Annotated in this window: 14 protein-coding genes; 8 read left to right on the top strand and 6 right to left on the bottom strand. The window is 55.7% G+C overall.

Features of this window, described 5'->3' with window-relative positions; translation table 11 throughout:
• Positions 1-15: 15 nt before the first annotated feature.
• Entirely contained in the window at positions 16-1,035 is a 1,020-nt protein-coding gene (locus tag ELR57_RS08370) for an ArsR/SmtB family transcription factor (RefSeq protein ID WP_126958569.1), read from the bottom strand.
• A 270-nt stretch (positions 1,036-1,305) separates the two neighbouring features.
• Here ELR57_RS08370 and ELR57_RS08375 point away from each other — a divergent pair, with 270 nt between their 5' ends.
• The 5 genes from ELR57_RS08375 (at position 1,306) to ELR57_RS08395 (ending at position 7,115) form a co-directional block, all read left to right on the top strand.
• Positions 1,306-2,280, top strand: a complete 975-nt coding sequence (locus ELR57_RS08375; RefSeq protein ID WP_192896548.1) for a glycoside hydrolase family 43 protein — start codon at positions 1,306-1,308, stop codon at positions 2,278-2,280.
• Positions 2,281-2,408: 128 nt separating this feature from the next.
• Positions 2,409-3,818: an ABC transporter substrate-binding protein gene (locus ELR57_RS08380; RefSeq protein WP_126958570.1), complete on the top strand. Its 1,410-nt coding sequence runs from the start codon at positions 2,409-2,411 to the stop codon at positions 3,816-3,818.
• A 92-nt stretch (positions 3,819-3,910) separates the two neighbouring features.
• A complete protein-coding gene (locus ELR57_RS08385; RefSeq protein WP_126958571.1) occupies positions 3,911-4,798 on the top strand; it encodes a carbohydrate ABC transporter permease in 888 nt (295 codons plus the stop codon).
• A gap of 27 nt (positions 4,799-4,825) precedes the next feature.
• A complete protein-coding gene (locus ELR57_RS08390; protein ID WP_238162448.1) occupies positions 4,826-5,662 on the top strand; it encodes a carbohydrate ABC transporter permease in 837 nt (278 codons plus the stop codon).
• 4 nt (positions 5,663-5,666) lie between these two features.
• A complete protein-coding gene (locus ELR57_RS08395; protein WP_126958572.1) occupies positions 5,667-7,115 on the top strand; it encodes an arabinan endo-1,5-alpha-L-arabinosidase in 1,449 nt (482 codons plus the stop codon).
• 87 nt (positions 7,116-7,202) lie between these two features.
• Here the strand turns inward: ELR57_RS08395 and ELR57_RS08400 are convergent, their stop codons facing one another.
• Both ELR57_RS08400 and ELR57_RS08405 read right to left on the bottom strand, forming a co-directional pair.
• The gene (locus ELR57_RS08400; protein ID WP_126958573.1) at positions 7,203-8,237 is read right to left on the bottom strand and encodes a glycosyltransferase family 2 protein; all 1,035 of its coding nucleotides are present in this window, start codon (positions 8,235-8,237) and stop codon (positions 7,203-7,205) included.
• 35 nt (positions 8,238-8,272) lie between these two features.
• The gene (locus ELR57_RS08405) at positions 8,273-10,069 is read right to left on the bottom strand and encodes a phospholipid carrier-dependent glycosyltransferase (RefSeq protein ID WP_158629966.1); all 1,797 of its coding nucleotides are present in this window, start codon (positions 10,067-10,069) and stop codon (positions 8,273-8,275) included.
• A gap of 172 nt (positions 10,070-10,241) precedes the next feature.
• Between ELR57_RS08405 and ELR57_RS08410 the strand changes: the two genes are divergently transcribed.
• From ELR57_RS08410 to ELR57_RS08420, 3 genes are all read left to right on the top strand, one after another.
• The gene (locus ELR57_RS08410; protein ID WP_126958575.1) at positions 10,242-10,499 is read left to right on the top strand and encodes a GlsB/YeaQ/YmgE family stress response membrane protein; all 258 of its coding nucleotides are present in this window, start codon (positions 10,242-10,244) and stop codon (positions 10,497-10,499) included.
• Between the two features lie 34 nt (positions 10,500-10,533).
• Complete coding sequence (locus ELR57_RS08415; RefSeq protein WP_126958576.1) at positions 10,534-10,875, top strand: YtxH domain-containing protein; 342 nt, start codon at positions 10,534-10,536, stop codon at positions 10,873-10,875.
• A gap of 410 nt (positions 10,876-11,285) precedes the next feature.
• Positions 11,286-12,215 carry a transposase gene (locus ELR57_RS08420; RefSeq protein WP_158629967.1) on the top strand — a complete coding sequence of 310 codons (930 nt, stop codon included), beginning with the start codon at positions 11,286-11,288 and terminating at the stop codon, positions 12,213-12,215.
• 443 nt (positions 12,216-12,658) lie between these two features.
• Here the strand turns inward: ELR57_RS08420 and ELR57_RS08425 are convergent, their stop codons facing one another.
• The 3 genes from ELR57_RS08425 to rsbW all read right to left on the bottom strand — a co-directional run bounded on the left by ELR57_RS08425 (position 12,659) and on the right by rsbW (position 14,283).
• Positions 12,659-13,006, bottom strand: a complete 348-nt coding sequence (locus ELR57_RS08425) for a hypothetical protein (RefSeq protein WP_126958578.1) — start codon at positions 13,004-13,006, stop codon at positions 12,659-12,661.
• 69 nt (positions 13,007-13,075) lie between these two features.
• Positions 13,076-13,837 carry a sigma-70 family RNA polymerase sigma factor gene (locus ELR57_RS08430; protein WP_126958579.1) on the bottom strand — a complete coding sequence of 254 codons (762 nt, stop codon included), beginning with the start codon at positions 13,835-13,837 and terminating at the stop codon, positions 13,076-13,078.
• A 2-nt stretch (positions 13,838-13,839) separates the two neighbouring features.
• On the bottom strand, positions 13,840-14,283 hold the full coding sequence (gene rsbW / locus ELR57_RS08435) for an anti-sigma B factor RsbW (protein WP_126958580.1): 444 nt from the start codon (positions 14,281-14,283) through the stop codon (positions 13,840-13,842).
• Positions 14,284-14,332: the final 49 nt, after the last annotated feature.

The raw sequence follows: 14,332 nt of genomic DNA on the forward strand, positions 1-14,332 counted from the left end.
CGCCTCTCGGACGGGTTATTCGGATTTGGATTTGGATTCGGATTTGGATTTGCCTTTCGCCTTGGAGCTGTTGGCATTCGCCGTGCTCTTGGGCTCCTCCGCCTTCGCTTCCTGGGCGGCTGCCGGGATCACCTTCTCGTAATACAAGCGAAACATGAGGTCCTGCTTGTAATTGCCGAATCCGTTGCCGAACAGCGTAATGCCGCCGATGTGGCTCGAATCGTTCTCGATGGCGATGCGAAGCGTCCATTGCTTGTCCCAGACATTAATCTGCTCAAGCGTTACGTCGGACAGCGGATGGCCGTCCATTCGGGTGCCCTGGTTCGTCACGGTCAGATGCTTCAGCAGCCCGTACTGGTTGATGTCGTCCGGCCACCAGGAAGGGTTGTACTTGCCCCTCTTGTCTCCGAAGTCTCCCGGGCTCGTCCAGGTGCCGAGCTTGACGTTATTCATATAGAAAGTGATGTCAGAAGGCCAGTTGTTGTTCGTCAGCGGAGCCTCCGAGGAGATCTCCATCGAGATGACAAGCTCCTTCGGGTTCTCGGTCGAGAGCAGGAAGTTCGGGATTTTATATTCGATGAAGCCTTCGCTGAACCAGATCACCTTCGCGTGGAACCTCTCCGCGTCCAGGAACGAACGAGGATCGTCGACGATGCCGATGAACTTCTCGGTCGTCGCCAGTCCGCAAGTCGGCTCCACCTGGAAGTCGGTGAAGTGGCCGACGGAGATCTCGCTCTGGTGGTATTCGCGAATATGCTCCATTTTGTTAGGGAAGATGATCTCCGCCTGTTCGACTTGAAGGGAGCAGACCTTCTGCACCCCGCCCCGGCTCGGATGCATCTCGCTCTGGACGATGCCCGCCTTCTCCAGCTTCTTGATATGCATGGTCATGATGGCGCTGCTTAACCCTACCGCTTCGGACAGCTCCCGGATGTTCATCGGCTGCTTGGCCAACAGTTGGATGACCTTGAGCCGAACGCCGCTCGCCAGCGCTTCGTAGACCGGGAGCGATTTTTCGGATATATCCAGATTCATGTGAACGACCTCCATCGGGGACCGTCGTCGCTAATTGAGCAACGTCTTTATAAATAATATATATATTTATTAATGATATGGCAACCGATTGCCGATCGACAAACATTAATGTATTTATTAATGATAAATTTTTATATTAATTTATTTATTGACATGTAAACGCTTTTTTGATAACGTTAATGCCAAGCAAATATATTTGTAGATTCATTAATGTTTTACGCCGGCCTTTTTGACTTCCTTTTTGACTTCATGAATGGTGAGAGTGATGGCATGTTAGAAACAACCGAGCTGCAAAGTGCGTATCGGAACCCTGTCGTTCCCCAACGCGCCGATCCTTGGATCTACAAGCATACGGATGGCTTGTACTACTTCACGGCTTCGGTGCCGGAGTTCGACCGAATCGAGATTCGCCGTTCCGCTTCGATCCGGGAACTCGAGACGGCGCAGACCCGGGTCGTCTGGCGCAAGCGCGAGAGCGGCGAGCTGAGCTCGCATATCTGGGCGCCCGAGCTGCATTTTATCGACGGCAAGTGGTACATCTATTTCGCGGCCGCGAGAAGCGGAGCGAACGGAGAAGGCTTGTTCGACCATCGGATGTACGTGCTGGAATGCGATTCCGATCCGATGAGCGGCGAATGGGTCGAGAAAGGCAAGATCGAGACCGCCTGGGAATCCTTCTCGCTGGATCCGACCACGTTCGAGCTTAGGGGGATCCGTTACCTGGTCTGGGCCCAGCGCGATCCAGACATCGCCGGGAATTCCAATCTTTACATTGCCAGGATGAGCAATCCATGGACGATTCAGCAGCCTCAGGTTATGCTGACAAAACCGGAATACGATTGGGAAACGATCGGCTTCCTCGTCAACGAAGGCCCCGCGGTGCTGAAGCGCAACGGCCGCATCTTCCTGACGTACTCGGCAAGCGCGACCGACCATCATTATTGCCTGGGAATCTTGTCGGCTCCCGAGGACGCGGATCCGATGGATCCGGCTTCGTGGACGAAATCCCCTGTTCCGGTCTTCGGGACGGACGAATCCGCAAGCCAATTCGGTCCCGGGCACAACAGCTTTACCGTCTCGGAGGACGGCACGCAGGACCTTATCGTATATCACGCTAGGAACTACAAGGAGATTGTTGGAGATCCCTTGTACGATCCCAATCGACATACGAGAGTCCAGCCGATCCAATGGAACCAGGACGGAACGCCGAACTTCGGCAGCCCCGTTCCCGATTCTTCCAAGTAAGCAGGAGCAATAGCGCCGGCAGCGATTGTCGGCGGTTGCTCGGCGCGAATATGTATGCGGTTTCAATTGCTTTTGGGCTTGAATGATTGGACAACTTATTCATTCTATTCATTCGGAGGGGTCTTACAATGGCAAAGAAAACTTGGATTCCAGCAGTATCCCTGATCGTGGCGGCAGGCCTCACCCTTACCGCCTGCGGAGGCGGCGGCAACAACGGGAACGAGGGCGCGAGCCCGTCTAGCGGCGCATCCGGAAGCCCGGCGAGCACGCAGCCGGCCGCCAAGAAAGAGAAAGCGGAGCTGACGTTCATGTTCCGCGGCGGACCGGACGAGCAAGCCGCCTACAAGAAGGTTGTCGACAAATACGAAGCCGACCATCCGGGCGTCAAGGTTAAGGTTATCACCACGGCCGCCGACCAATACGCCACCAAGCTGAAGGCCGCCATCACCGGCAAGAGCACGCCCGACGTCTTCTACTACGACCCGGGCGATCTGAAGGCCTACGTTAACGGCGGCGTGCTTCTGAATCTTACTTCTTTCGTCGAGAATACCCAGAACGTCGATATCAGCAAGATCTGGCAGAAGGGCGTCGATCTGTACCGTTACGACGGCGACAAGGTCGGACAAGGCGACATCTACGGCCTGCCGAAGGACCTCGGCCCGTTCGCGATGGGCTACAACAAGACGATGTTCGAGAAGGCGAACATCCCGCTTCCGGACAAGGACAAGCCTTACACCTGGGATGAATTCGTCAAGGTCGCCCAAGATCTGACGAAGGACACGAACGGCGACGGCAAGCTGGACCAATGGGGTACCGGGCTCAACGTCAACTGGACGCTGCAATCCCTTGTCTGGAGCAACGGCGCCGACTGGATCGATTCCAGCCGCACGAAGGTGACGATCGATGATCCGAAGTTCGCCGAGGCGCTGCAGTTCTTCGCCGACATGCAGAACAAGTACAAGGTTACGCCTTCGATCTCCGAAGCTCAGACGCTGGATACGTATCAGCGCTGGATGCAAGGCCAGATCGGCTTCTTCCCGGTCGGCCCTTGGGATATGAGCACGTATGAGAAGCTGCCTTTCCAATATGACCTGATTCCGTATCCGGTAGGCTCCACCGGCCAGACGGCGACTTGGCTCGGCTCCCTCGGCATTGGAGTCTCCAGCCAGTCCAAGTATCCGGAGCAAGCCGCCGAGCTCGTCATGTACCTGACGGCTTCCGACGAAGGCATGAAGATGCTCTCCGACGCGAAGGTTCAGATGCCGAACCTGACCGACATGGCTCAGACTTGGGCCGCCGACACGTCGACGAAGCCGGAGAACAAGGAAGAATTCCTGCAGATCGTCAACGATTACGGCCGTCCGCTCCCTTCGCTTCTGACTTACAACGCGGAATGGTATAACCTGTTCTTCACCGACATCCAGCCGGTTATCGACGGCAAGATCAGCGCGGCCGACTACGTCAAGCAAGAACAACCGAAGATGCAGAAGCTGCTCGATAAGGCGATCGAACAAGAACAGAACTCCAAGAAGAAATAAGCTCGCGACCCTAAGAGCGAAACGAGCGGTGCCCGCCCAACCGGCTGCGCCGCTCGTCGCGCTCGCGGATTCCCGTACATTAGAGGTGAACCATGAGGACCAAATCGAGGCTGTATCGCAAAGAGGCATTTTACGGATACTTGTTCATTCTCGCGCCGGTGCTGGGGCTTCTCTGCTTCGCTCTATATCCCGCGCTTTATTCCATTTACGGATCGTTTACCGACTGGGACGGCCTCGGCCAGAGGAACTTCATCGGCCTGGACAACTTCAAGGACATTTTCCAGGACGAGCTGTTCTATAAAGCCATGTACAATACGTTCTTCATGATGCTGGCGATTCCGGTCGGAATCGTTCTTGCCCTTCTCATCGCGATGGGACTCAACCGGGGCATTCGCGGGACGACGACCTTCCGCGTCATCTACTACATTCCGGTTATCTCCTCTCTCGCCGCCATCTCGATTATGTGGAATCTGGCCTACAACGGAGACTTCGGCCTCGTGAACCAATTCCTCGACTTGATCGGGATCGACGGGCCGAACTGGCTTCAGGACACGTCCACGGTCAAGCCTGCGATCATGCTCATGATGGTATGGAAAGGGCTAGGCTATACGATGCTGCTTTACCTTGCCGCTCTTCAGAGCGTACCGAAGGATTATTACGAAGCAGCCGATTTGGACGGGGCGGGCGGCTTCAGCCGGTTCTGGCACATCACCTGGCCGATGGTTAAGCCGGTCACCTTCTTCGTCGTCGTGACGAACATCATCGGCGGCTCCCAGGTGTTCACCGAGATCAACATCATGACCTCGACGGGCGGTCCCGAGTACAGCTCGGCCTCGGTCGTGTTCTACGTCTGGCAGAAGGCTTTCGGCAACCTTCAGATGGGCTACGCCTCCGCGATGACGGTCATTCTGGGTCTCTTTATCTTTATCGTGACGCTTATTCAGTTCAAGCTGGACAAGTCGTCGGATATCAACGCATAACGGTCGCGGAGAAAGGAGGAACCGGAATTGGTTCTTCGCAGAAAATGGACGAATTCCCTCATCTTCGTTCTGCTCTTGATCGGAGCGATCTTCATGATCGCGCCGCTGCTCTGGATGTTCACAACCTCGGTCAAGGATCGGTTGGATGTCTTCGCCTTGCCGCCTGTCTGGATTCCGAGTCCGATGCATTTCGAGAAGTACCACGAGATCTGGACGAAAGGCCCTCTGCTTAGCGGAATCAAGAATAGCGCCATCGTCGCCGTCACCGTAACGGTCGTCGGAACGTTCACGTCCAGCCTTGCCGCGTTCGCATTCGCGAAGCTGCGATTCGCGGGCAAGAACGCGATCTTCATGGGCCTGATCGCTTCCCTCATGATTCCGTACCCATCGGTCATGATCCCTCAATTCATGATGTTCTCGAACGTCGGCTGGACGGATTCCCTGCTGCCGCTTATCGTGCCGGGCTTGTTCGGCAACGTCATGATGATCTTTTTCCTGAGGCAGTACCTCTCCAGCATCCCGAACGAGCTTATCGAAGCGGCCAAGATCGACGGCAGCTCGTACTTCGGCATCTTTTGGAAAATCATCTTCCCGCTCATCAAGCCGGCAGTCGCCGCGCAGCTGATCCTGTGGTTCATGGCGATCTGGAACGACTATCTGGCGCCGATCATCTACCTGAACTCCGAGAACAAGCTGACGCTCCAGCTCGTCATCGCGAACTTCAACGCGACCTACGCGATTCAGACCGACTATCCGCTCATCATGGCGGCTTCCGTCGTCGCGCTGCTGCCGATGCTGATCGTCTTCCTCGTCTTCCAGAAGCAGATCATCGAATCCGTCGCCATCTCCGGCGTCAAGGGCTAAGCCGATGCGGACGAGAATATGGGCGGGATTCGGCGCGGCGCTCCTCCTCGCGTTGAGCGGATGCGACACGGGAGGCTCGGGGGGATCCGGCGGAACCGCGTTAACCTATCCGTCGCCTCCTCCCGACGAGAAGCTCTTCGACGTCGCTTCCATGCAGGACGAATCCGCATGGACGACGACGAACGCGCACGACCCTTCGATTATCAAGACCGGCGACGGAACGTATTACGTCGTGTCTACCGACGTCAAGGTCGGCGGCGCTCCGACGCCGGGCGTCATGATTCGCAAGTCGAAGGACTTGATCCATTGGGAATGGGTCGGACGCGCGTTCGACGGCGTTCCGGAGGACGCCGGGGCTTGGACCGGCGGACCGACGCTGTGGGCGCCCGACGTCGAGAAGTTCGGCGACACCTATTACCTGTACTACTCTTCTTCCACGTTCGGGTCGAACACCTCGTACATCGGAGTCGCGACCAGCTCCTCGATGGAAGGGCCTTGGACCGACCGGGGCGAGGTCATCAAGACGGGGGCGGGAGATGCTCCGAACGCCATCGATCCGAACGTCGTCATCGACGCCGAGGGGGAACCTTGGTTCGTGTACGGCTCGTTCTTCGACGGCATTCATATCGCCCCGCTTGACCCGGCTACGGGCAAGCTGAAGGAGCCGGGCTTCGGCAAGCGGATAGCGGCGAGAGACTCGAAGACCGAGTCGGGCGCCGTCGAAGGCCCGTATTTGATCTACAAGCCGGAGCTTAAGAAGTATTACCTGTTCGTCTCTTACGACTCGCTTTCCTCGGATTACAATGTCCGGGTCGGCCGGTCCGACTCCATCGAGGGACCTTATCTCGATTACAACGGCCGCGATTTGACCGACACGGCATACGATCCGCCATTCGACGTCGGAACGAAGATTCTCGGAGGCTACAAGTTCGGCGATTCGGACGGCTGGGTCGCGCCCGGCCATAACTCGATTCTTCAGGACGGGGAGAACGACTACATCGTTCACCACGCCAGGCCGGAGAGCGACTCCAATTGGATGTACCTGCATGTCCGCAAGCTGCTGTGGACATCGGACGGCTGGCCGGTCGTATCCCCTGAGCGGTATGCGGGCGAGAGCGTGCAGAGAATCCCAGAGTCGGCTATCGCCGGAGACTGGGAACGGATCGTTCAGCTTCGCTGGATCGACGGCCAAGCGGAGTCGGAGCCTCTGAAGCTGCTGAAGGATGGCCGAATCGACTCGGAAGGCTTAAGCGGCGCGTGGACCTTCGACGGCGACCATACGCTCACGCTTAGCTGGGACGATCCGAACGGCACGTCAACCCAAGAGAAGGTGCTGCTCCTTCCCGCTTGGGATTGGGAGCTGAATCGTCCGACGATCGTGTTCACCGGCCTCGACGGAGACGGCCAGGCGGTCTGGGGCAAGAAGCTGCTTACTAATGTCCCAGCCGATTGATACGAAGCCGTACACAAAAAAACCGTTCCTTGAAAGTGGTGGCGAAGCCTCCCGCTTTACCAAAGAACGGTTTTTTGCTGTTGAGCGTTAAGACCGATGACCGGCTCCGATCGGCTCTTTGCTGACATTCTTCCCCTGCGCAGCCGCCGAAGGGCGAGCCTCTCTGCCGTCTTCGCCCGGATCATCCTCGAAGTTCAGCCTGTCCGCCACGAGATAAAGCGGCCTGCGCTTGGCTTCCTCGTAGGTCCGGCCGATATATTCGCCAAGTACCCCAAGCAGCATAAGCGTGATTCCGTGGAACAGCAGGCTGATGACGACCATCGAGGTCCAGCCCTTCAACGTCGTATTGGTGAAGATGTGCTGGAAAATGACGACGAGCAAGTAGATAAAGCCGATGGCGGACATCGCGAATCCCAGCACTCCGGCGAATTTGAGCGGCTTGGTCGAGAAGGAGGTAATCGCGTCCAGCGACAGACGGATCATCTTGCGCAGCGGGTACTTCGTCTCTCCCGCGAAGCGCTCCTCGCGCACGTACTCCAGGGCGGTTTGGCGGAAGCCCGCCCAACTGACCATCCCGCGAATGAAGCGGCTCTGCTCCCTCATGCTGCTGAGAGCGTCGCACACCTTCCGGTCCATTAAGCGGAAGTCGCCCGTGTCGACGGGAATGCTCACCGACGTCATCGAACGCAGAAGCCGATAGAACATCGCTGCCGTCCACTTCTTGAAGAAGGATTCGCCTTTTCTTGCGATCCGCTGCCCATAGATTACGTCGTAGCCTTCGCGCCACTTCGCGATCATCTCCGGGATGAGCTCCGGAGGATCCTGCAGATCGGCGTCGATCAGCGCGACGACCCGGCCGGAGGAATAATCCATGCCGGCCGTAACCGCGATTTGGTGGCCGAAATTGCGCGAGAAGTCGACCATTTTGACTCTCGGGTCCTCCGCGCCAATTCGACGGACGATCTTGGCGGTATTGTCTCTGCTGCCGTCGTTGACGAACACGAGCTCGTACGTCTCTCCGATGGGATCAAGCGCAGTCGTCAGCCTGCGATAAGTCGTCTCGATGACTTCTTCTTCGTTGTACATTGGAACCACGACCGATAGAAAAACAGGTCCGTTCATTGTCGCTCTCCTTTGCGATTTCGCATCATGCTTCCTTAGAAGCCCCAACTATCCAGCCATCGTATTCCGAAGTTCATCCATTCCCGGCTGATCGTAAGTCCCGTGTAGATCGGATAGAACCATACGCACAGGAAGGCGGCTCCTGCCAGCGTGAGGGCCGACAGAGCTTTCCCGAACCGCGGCCACTCTTGCTCCGCGAATCTCAATATCCAGACGATAGAGAGAATGAGCAGCGGAACCATCGGGAAGTAGTGATATAAGAAGGTAATGCTGCGAGGCGATACCATCCACGGCACGTAGAAGGAAAGATACATGACCGCGATGACCAGAACGATTCGGCTTCGTCTCAGCAGCCCGATGACCCAAGCCGCGAGCATGGCGGCAAGCCCTCCCCACCAGATCAGCGGATTGCCGATCGCGGCGATGCTCTGCGCGTCTCCCGGCGCCAGATCCTTGCCTCCGTAATACCAAACCGGACGCAGCATAAGCGGCCAAGTGTACCATTTCGAGGCGTATGGATGCTTCTCCTTAACCCCTTTATGGTACTCGTACATTCTTTTCTGCTCGTGCCACAAATCCTTGATGCCGTCGTGATCGGCGGTTGCCCTGAAGTAGGGAATGTATGAAGTGGCATAGGTCGCTACCGGAACCGCGACGAACAACACGAGGCAAGACATCAGCGTCAGGATCATTCTCTTCGCATAGCCGTCGTCGCCGTTCTCCCTTGCTTCTCGGGCTCTTCGGTACAGGTACCAGAAGAACAGGATCGCAAGCCCGGCTCCCCCGTAGAGGTAATTCCACTTGACCGCGGAAGCGCAGCCGAAGAAAAATCCGGACAGCCCCAGGTAGAGGAAGCTCTTGCCGAAGCCTCCGTTTCGCCATTTCGTTTCGCCGTATAAATACATGAAGTAGTACATCAGGATCGTGAAGGTTACCCCGAATATGTCCACGTTCGCCATGCGGGAATGAACGAGATGGAACCCTTCGAACAACAATAGAAGCGTAGCCATGAAGGCATACCGGGTTCTCTTGAACATGCCCCTGGCAGCCATGTAGAATACCGGAATCATGATCGTTCCGCCGACGGCCGCCATGAAGCGCCAGCCATAAGGCGTCATGCCGAACAGCTCAACCCCGATCGACAGGATGACCTTGCCCAGCGGCGGATGCGTATTCTCGTAGGGCTGCATCTTCTCGATGAACTCATACGCGGTCCGTCCATGGTAGATCTCGTCGAAGTACATGCTGTTGCGGTAGTCCGGGCGGTAAGGCGCTTCCGACTGCTCGTCGAACGCGAGGGCTCCGCTTCCTTCCGTCAGCGAGCCTTTCTTCTCATTGTCCTTGACGGATTCGATCGGAATCGGAGTCGTGCTGTCCGGCGAGAAGAACGCCGCCTCGTAGAGCGTGAAGCCGGCCGTCGTGGCCGTATACCTCATATACCTGGCTTCTACCAGCTTGTCCTCCGATTTCCATGTGAATACCCGACTCACCTTATGTTCGATCTCGGCGTACGTTTGCCAGTTGAAGCCGTCGAGAGAATATTCGATCTTGCTCTTGCCGGAGGCCCCGGGCCCTTCGTACAGATTGAGCCGGCTGACCGAGCGCGCTTCCCCGAAGTCAACCGTAAAGCCGTCCCCCGATACCCCCGGCTTCCAGAACGTTTGCGGCGCAGATCGGTCCCCCAGGTCATGGAAAGAAGCCAAAGCGGATACCAACATGAGTACTGCGACTAGAATCCAATCTATCCGTCTCCATCGACGGCTTCTCCGCTCCCCGGAGTCGGTCGATCCCCACCCATAAGGCGCCGATCGATCGAACAATCTTCCTTCCATTTCCGTCCTCGCCTTCCGTAACAGTCTGTTCCTATTGTAGACCAAACGGTAAGCGTCGGAAAGTCCCATACCGGGCGTCTGGTTCATCTTCTCCGTCCAAGGGTAAAGAAGAGTAGCCACCCGCCGCTCCATTACGGAGAGGCGAATCAAATCCCGAAGGGAGGAGATACCGATGCTGGGATTGTTGATAAGCATTCTGATGGCGATCCTGATCGGAATTATCGGCGACGCGCTCGTCCGTTCGAGAATGCCGGGAGGGGTATTCGGCTCCATGATCGCCGGCTTCGCCGGAGCTTGGCTAGGCGTTCTGCTGCTGGGCTCCTGGGGACCTGTCATTGCCGGATTTCCGGTCGTCCCTTCCATTATCGGCGCCGCGCTGTTCGTCTTCCTGCTCGGCCTGATCAGCCAAGCGCTTCGCAAAGCCGCTTAACTTATCTCAAACTTATCTTAAGGAGGAGTTGTCAATGTCCCAAACAAAAGGAATGGTCAAAGGCGTCATGATCGGAGGAGCCATCGGCGCGGCAGCCGCTCTGCTGCTCGCCCCCAAATCCGGCCAGGAGATGCGCAAGGACATCCGCTCCAAATACAGAAAAGCTTCCGACCGCACGGCTCAATGGGTGTCGGACGCCAACGCCAAGACGAAGGAGCTCGCGAGCCAAGTCGGCCAGCACGCCTCCGAACTGATGGACAAAACCCTTTCGGTCGTCCGCACCGCCAAGTCGGAAGCTGAAGACGCTGCCAAAGCCATCAAAGAAGAAGTTTCCTCTGTCTCGGCCTCCCGCTCCGACTCCGAACGCAGCTCGTGAACTGCCATTTGCCGCAACGCGCCTCCGGGCGCGTTTTTTCGTGTCGACCGTGTCGTTCTCCTACTCTCCCTTCTCTCTCCGCTCCTCTAAGCAGCTCCATTTCTCCATTCCTCCATACCCCAATTAGAACCGCTATCCCCTTCGCTCAGTCCCGCCCTTCCCTATCTCTCTCACTATCCCCTCCTTTTCCGCTCCTCCTTTTTCCACCCTCCTCCCTCCTGTCACCTCCCTCCTGTCTCCCCCCCTCCCTTTAGCAGCTCTGCATTCTCCGAACTTCCTCAAGAACCGATATCCCAATGCCTCAGGAACTCCTACCTCGATTAATTTTATGGAAATTTAATGTTATTTGTTATTGATATGAGAACATTTGTTCGTTATAATGGAGAAAATAAGGCGAGGGGGCGTTGGGAGTGACGGAACGGGCAGTGGATGCGGCTTTTTTGGAGTTGTTTTCTTCCGAGGAGAATTGCGCCAAAGCGCTTTATCATTCCCGTTGGCCCGACGGTTACCGTTGCCCGCTCTGCGGCTGCGCCGAGCACTACTTGATTCGAACCCGCCGACTTCCTCTGTTCGAATGCAAATCGTGCCGTTATCAAGCTTCGCTTACGGCCGGCACTATTCTGGAGGGCAGTTCGACTCCGCTCAACAAATGGTTTAAGGCCATCCACCTTCTGACTCTTCCCGGCGGAATCAGCGCGACTCGGCTAACCGGGATCCTCGAGGTCACCTACAAAACCGCATGGTTGATTGCCCACAAGATCCGCGAAGCCATGCATTCGGCGGACGAAGCCGGCAAGCTGTCGGACTTCGTTCAAGTGATGTCGTTCGGCTATGGAGCTTTTCATTATCCCGATTCCTGTCAGCCCGTTCTATTGGGCGCTTCCTTCGATGGCGAAGATGAGATCCGGCATATCAAGCTGCATCAGCCCGATCCCGATCATGTTCGCCTGCCGGAGCGCACGATTCTTAAGGAAGGCTACCGAGCTTTTATCTCCAATGAGGTTCGCAGTTCGGAGGTAAGCGAGATTCCTTTCTACGGCAAGGCGAATCCCAAGCTAAGCCCTATTCGTCATGAGTTGCGGAGTTGGCTGACCTTCACGTTCCGAGGAATCGGAGCGAAGCACCTGCAAGCTTACTTAACCGAATTTTGTTTCCGCAGCAACAGAAAGCTGAATAGCCAGGAAGACACCTCCTTTTCTTACCTATTGTCTTGGTGCGCTTCTACCGCCAGGATCACGTATCGATACCTTACGAGGCCTCGCCGCACTCTTCCCGTTGCTTGGAGAACTTTCGAGACCAAATCCAAATGGATCAACATGCATCGCAGATCGTGGGGCTAGAAGAACCTATCCGTAGGCGGCAAGCCAATCAACGCCGCTTTCTCGCAGTGGGATCTACACGCCCGTTCTCTCCGCGCCCACTTTATCTATGCCCTCTCTGACTATGCCCTCTCTCTACTCCGTCTATATCTGTCCGTCTATAACTGTCCCTATAACTCTACACACTATCTCTGCACTCTCTCTTAACTCTCTCTTAACTCTCTCTTAACTCTCTCTTAACTCTCTCTTAAATCTCCTTTAACTCTCTCTTACTCTCTCTGCACTTTATCTATACTCTCTCCACACTCTCTTTCCTGAGGCGAGGGGATAGTGGTTCTTAGATGGATTTGTGAATAGCACCCACAGGAAATATGGTTATTTATGGAAATTTTGAATCGGTAGGGGAAAAAGAAAAAAGGGAGATGAGCGGAAGCGAATCCGCTGCATCCCCGATGGAAGCTAAATCAGTTGGGTAGTGGAAGGTCATGGGAGCGAGCTTCTTGCCGAAGGAGCTTAAGGAGCTCCTCAGGGCTTGTACGGCTCTCCAGCAGCTGGATAACGGAGAACGAAGAGTGCTCTCCTCTGCGGAAGTAACTGCCCTGAAGGAAATAATCGTGTTCTCGAGCCAAAGAATAGAGCTGGCAGAATCGGTCGGCTGCCGCAACCGCTTCGGATTCCGTTCCGTAATCCGCAATAGGGTTGCCGCGGCCCAATGGGTTCGAGAGAGATTGAATGCTTACCTGATAAGAGTCTTCGTTCTGGCGAACCAGGATATCGCATTCGAAGCAACGGAGCTCGTATCGGACACTCATCCTTGCCACCGCCTTTACCTTAAGAGATGGTACTGCTTATCTCTTATTACCCCTTCCCGGAGGAATGAATCAACGAATCTCCTCGCCTAGCCAACTTTTAAGCTGTTCGATCGCTCGCCTCTGGATGCGGGAGATGCTCATCTGAGACACGCCTAGCTGCTCGGCGACGTCTCTCTGCGAATAACCGTCGTTATAGAGAAGCAGCACGACCTTGCGCTCCTCCGGCTTCAAACGGTTCATCGCTTCCAGAAGGTCCATCCGACGTTCAGAGGTTAGGTAATCGTCGGATGGAGAATGGAGCAATTCGCCGAGCGTCGAGGTATTCTCCTCTTGGGAGATAGGAGTGTCGAGGGAGACATAGTTGTACAGTTCTCTTCCGGTCAACACCTCAAGGGTCTCTTCCACCTCCATCTCCAGCCGAGAGGCGATCTCTTCCACGCTAGGAGACCTCTCCAATTCGACAGTCAGTTCATCGATCGCCTGTTGGACCGTCAGACCCTTTTCCTTGATTCTCCTTGGAACTTGAATATACCAGGACTTATCCCGCAAATAATTTTTCATCTGGCCGACGATGCTCTTCATCGCATACGGCTCGAACGGGATGCCAAGAGAAGGGTCGTATTGCTGCAGGAGACGGAAGATCGACATTCTCCCCACCTGGAACAAGTCTTCTTGAAGATCGGGTCGATTGCGCGAGATTTTGGCGGCGGCCATCTTGGCTAACGGTTCGTATTCGCGAACCAATTCGTCGGCCAGCTCCGTGCTGAGCGTGCGTTGGTATTCCAAGAGCTTGAACGGGGCGTCATCGGGCCGATGGACACCCTGATTCATTCTCATCCCCTTTGGGCAGAAGCCGCTCTTCGCTTGGTCATCGTAACGGCTGTTCCGTTCTCCGTATTCAACTCCACATGATCCATCAACGCCTGCATCAGATAAAGTCCTAATCCGCCCGACTGGATCTCCTCGATGGACTTCCCGTGCAGGTTCGAAGTCTGCGAAACCGATGGGGCCGCGAAGTTCTCCCCTCGATCTTGAACGGTAATTCTAAGCTCACCGTCGTCATTCCATTCGAATTCGATCTCGATATGGCCCTCCGGTCCTTCGTAAGCATGAAGAACCGCATTGTTGCAAGCCTCCGACACCGCCACCTTCATGTCTTCGATCTCCTCAAACGAGAAGTTCAGTTTAGAGGCGATTCCAAATAACGTCAAACGCACCAGATCGACGAATTCCGGATGAGCCGGAACCGTCAGCTTCACGTTTTTTTCTAGCACCATGGAGTGTTCATCCTCTACCTTTCCTTTTTAAGGTTCATGCTGCAGGAGC

Origin of the sequence: Cohnella sp. AR92 (assembly GCF_003990975.1) — a bacterium.
Taxonomy (GTDB): Bacteria; Bacillota; Bacilli; order Paenibacillales; family Paenibacillaceae; genus Cohnella.

Coding starts and splice junctions, on each gene's coding strand:
- ELR57_RS08370 (WP_126958569.1), bottom strand. CDS start 1,035: ATGAATCTGGATATATCCGAAAAATCGCTCCCGGTCTACGAAGCGCTG.
- ELR57_RS08410 (WP_126958575.1), top strand. CDS start 10,242: ATGCTGGGATTGTTGATAAGCATTCTGATGGCGATCCTGATCGGAATT.
- rsbW (WP_126958580.1), bottom strand. CDS start 14,283: ATGGTGCTAGAAAAAAACGTGAAGCTGACGGTTCCGGCTCATCCGGAA.
- ELR57_RS08415 (WP_126958576.1), top strand. CDS start 10,534: ATGTCCCAAACAAAAGGAATGGTCAAAGGCGTCATGATCGGAGGAGCC.
- ELR57_RS08385 (WP_126958571.1), top strand. CDS start 3,911: ATGAGGACCAAATCGAGGCTGTATCGCAAAGAGGCATTTTACGGATAC.
- ELR57_RS08400 (WP_126958573.1), bottom strand. CDS start 8,237: ATGAACGGACCTGTTTTTCTATCGGTCGTGGTTCCAATGTACAACGAA.
- ELR57_RS08430 (WP_126958579.1), bottom strand. CDS start 13,837: ATGAATCAGGGTGTCCATCGGCCCGATGACGCCCCGTTCAAGCTCTTG.
- ELR57_RS08425 (WP_126958578.1), bottom strand. CDS start 13,006: ATGAGTGTCCGATACGAGCTCCGTTGCTTCGAATGCGATATCCTGGTT.
- ELR57_RS08375 (WP_192896548.1), top strand. CDS start 1,306: ATGTTAGAAACAACCGAGCTGCAAAGTGCGTATCGGAACCCTGTCGTT.
- ELR57_RS08405 (WP_158629966.1), bottom strand. CDS start 10,069: ATGGAAGGAAGATTGTTCGATCGATCGGCGCCTTATGGGTGGGGATCG.
- ELR57_RS08395 (WP_126958572.1), top strand. CDS start 5,667: ATGCGGACGAGAATATGGGCGGGATTCGGCGCGGCGCTCCTCCTCGCG.
- ELR57_RS08380 (WP_126958570.1), top strand. CDS start 2,409: ATGGCAAAGAAAACTTGGATTCCAGCAGTATCCCTGATCGTGGCGGCA.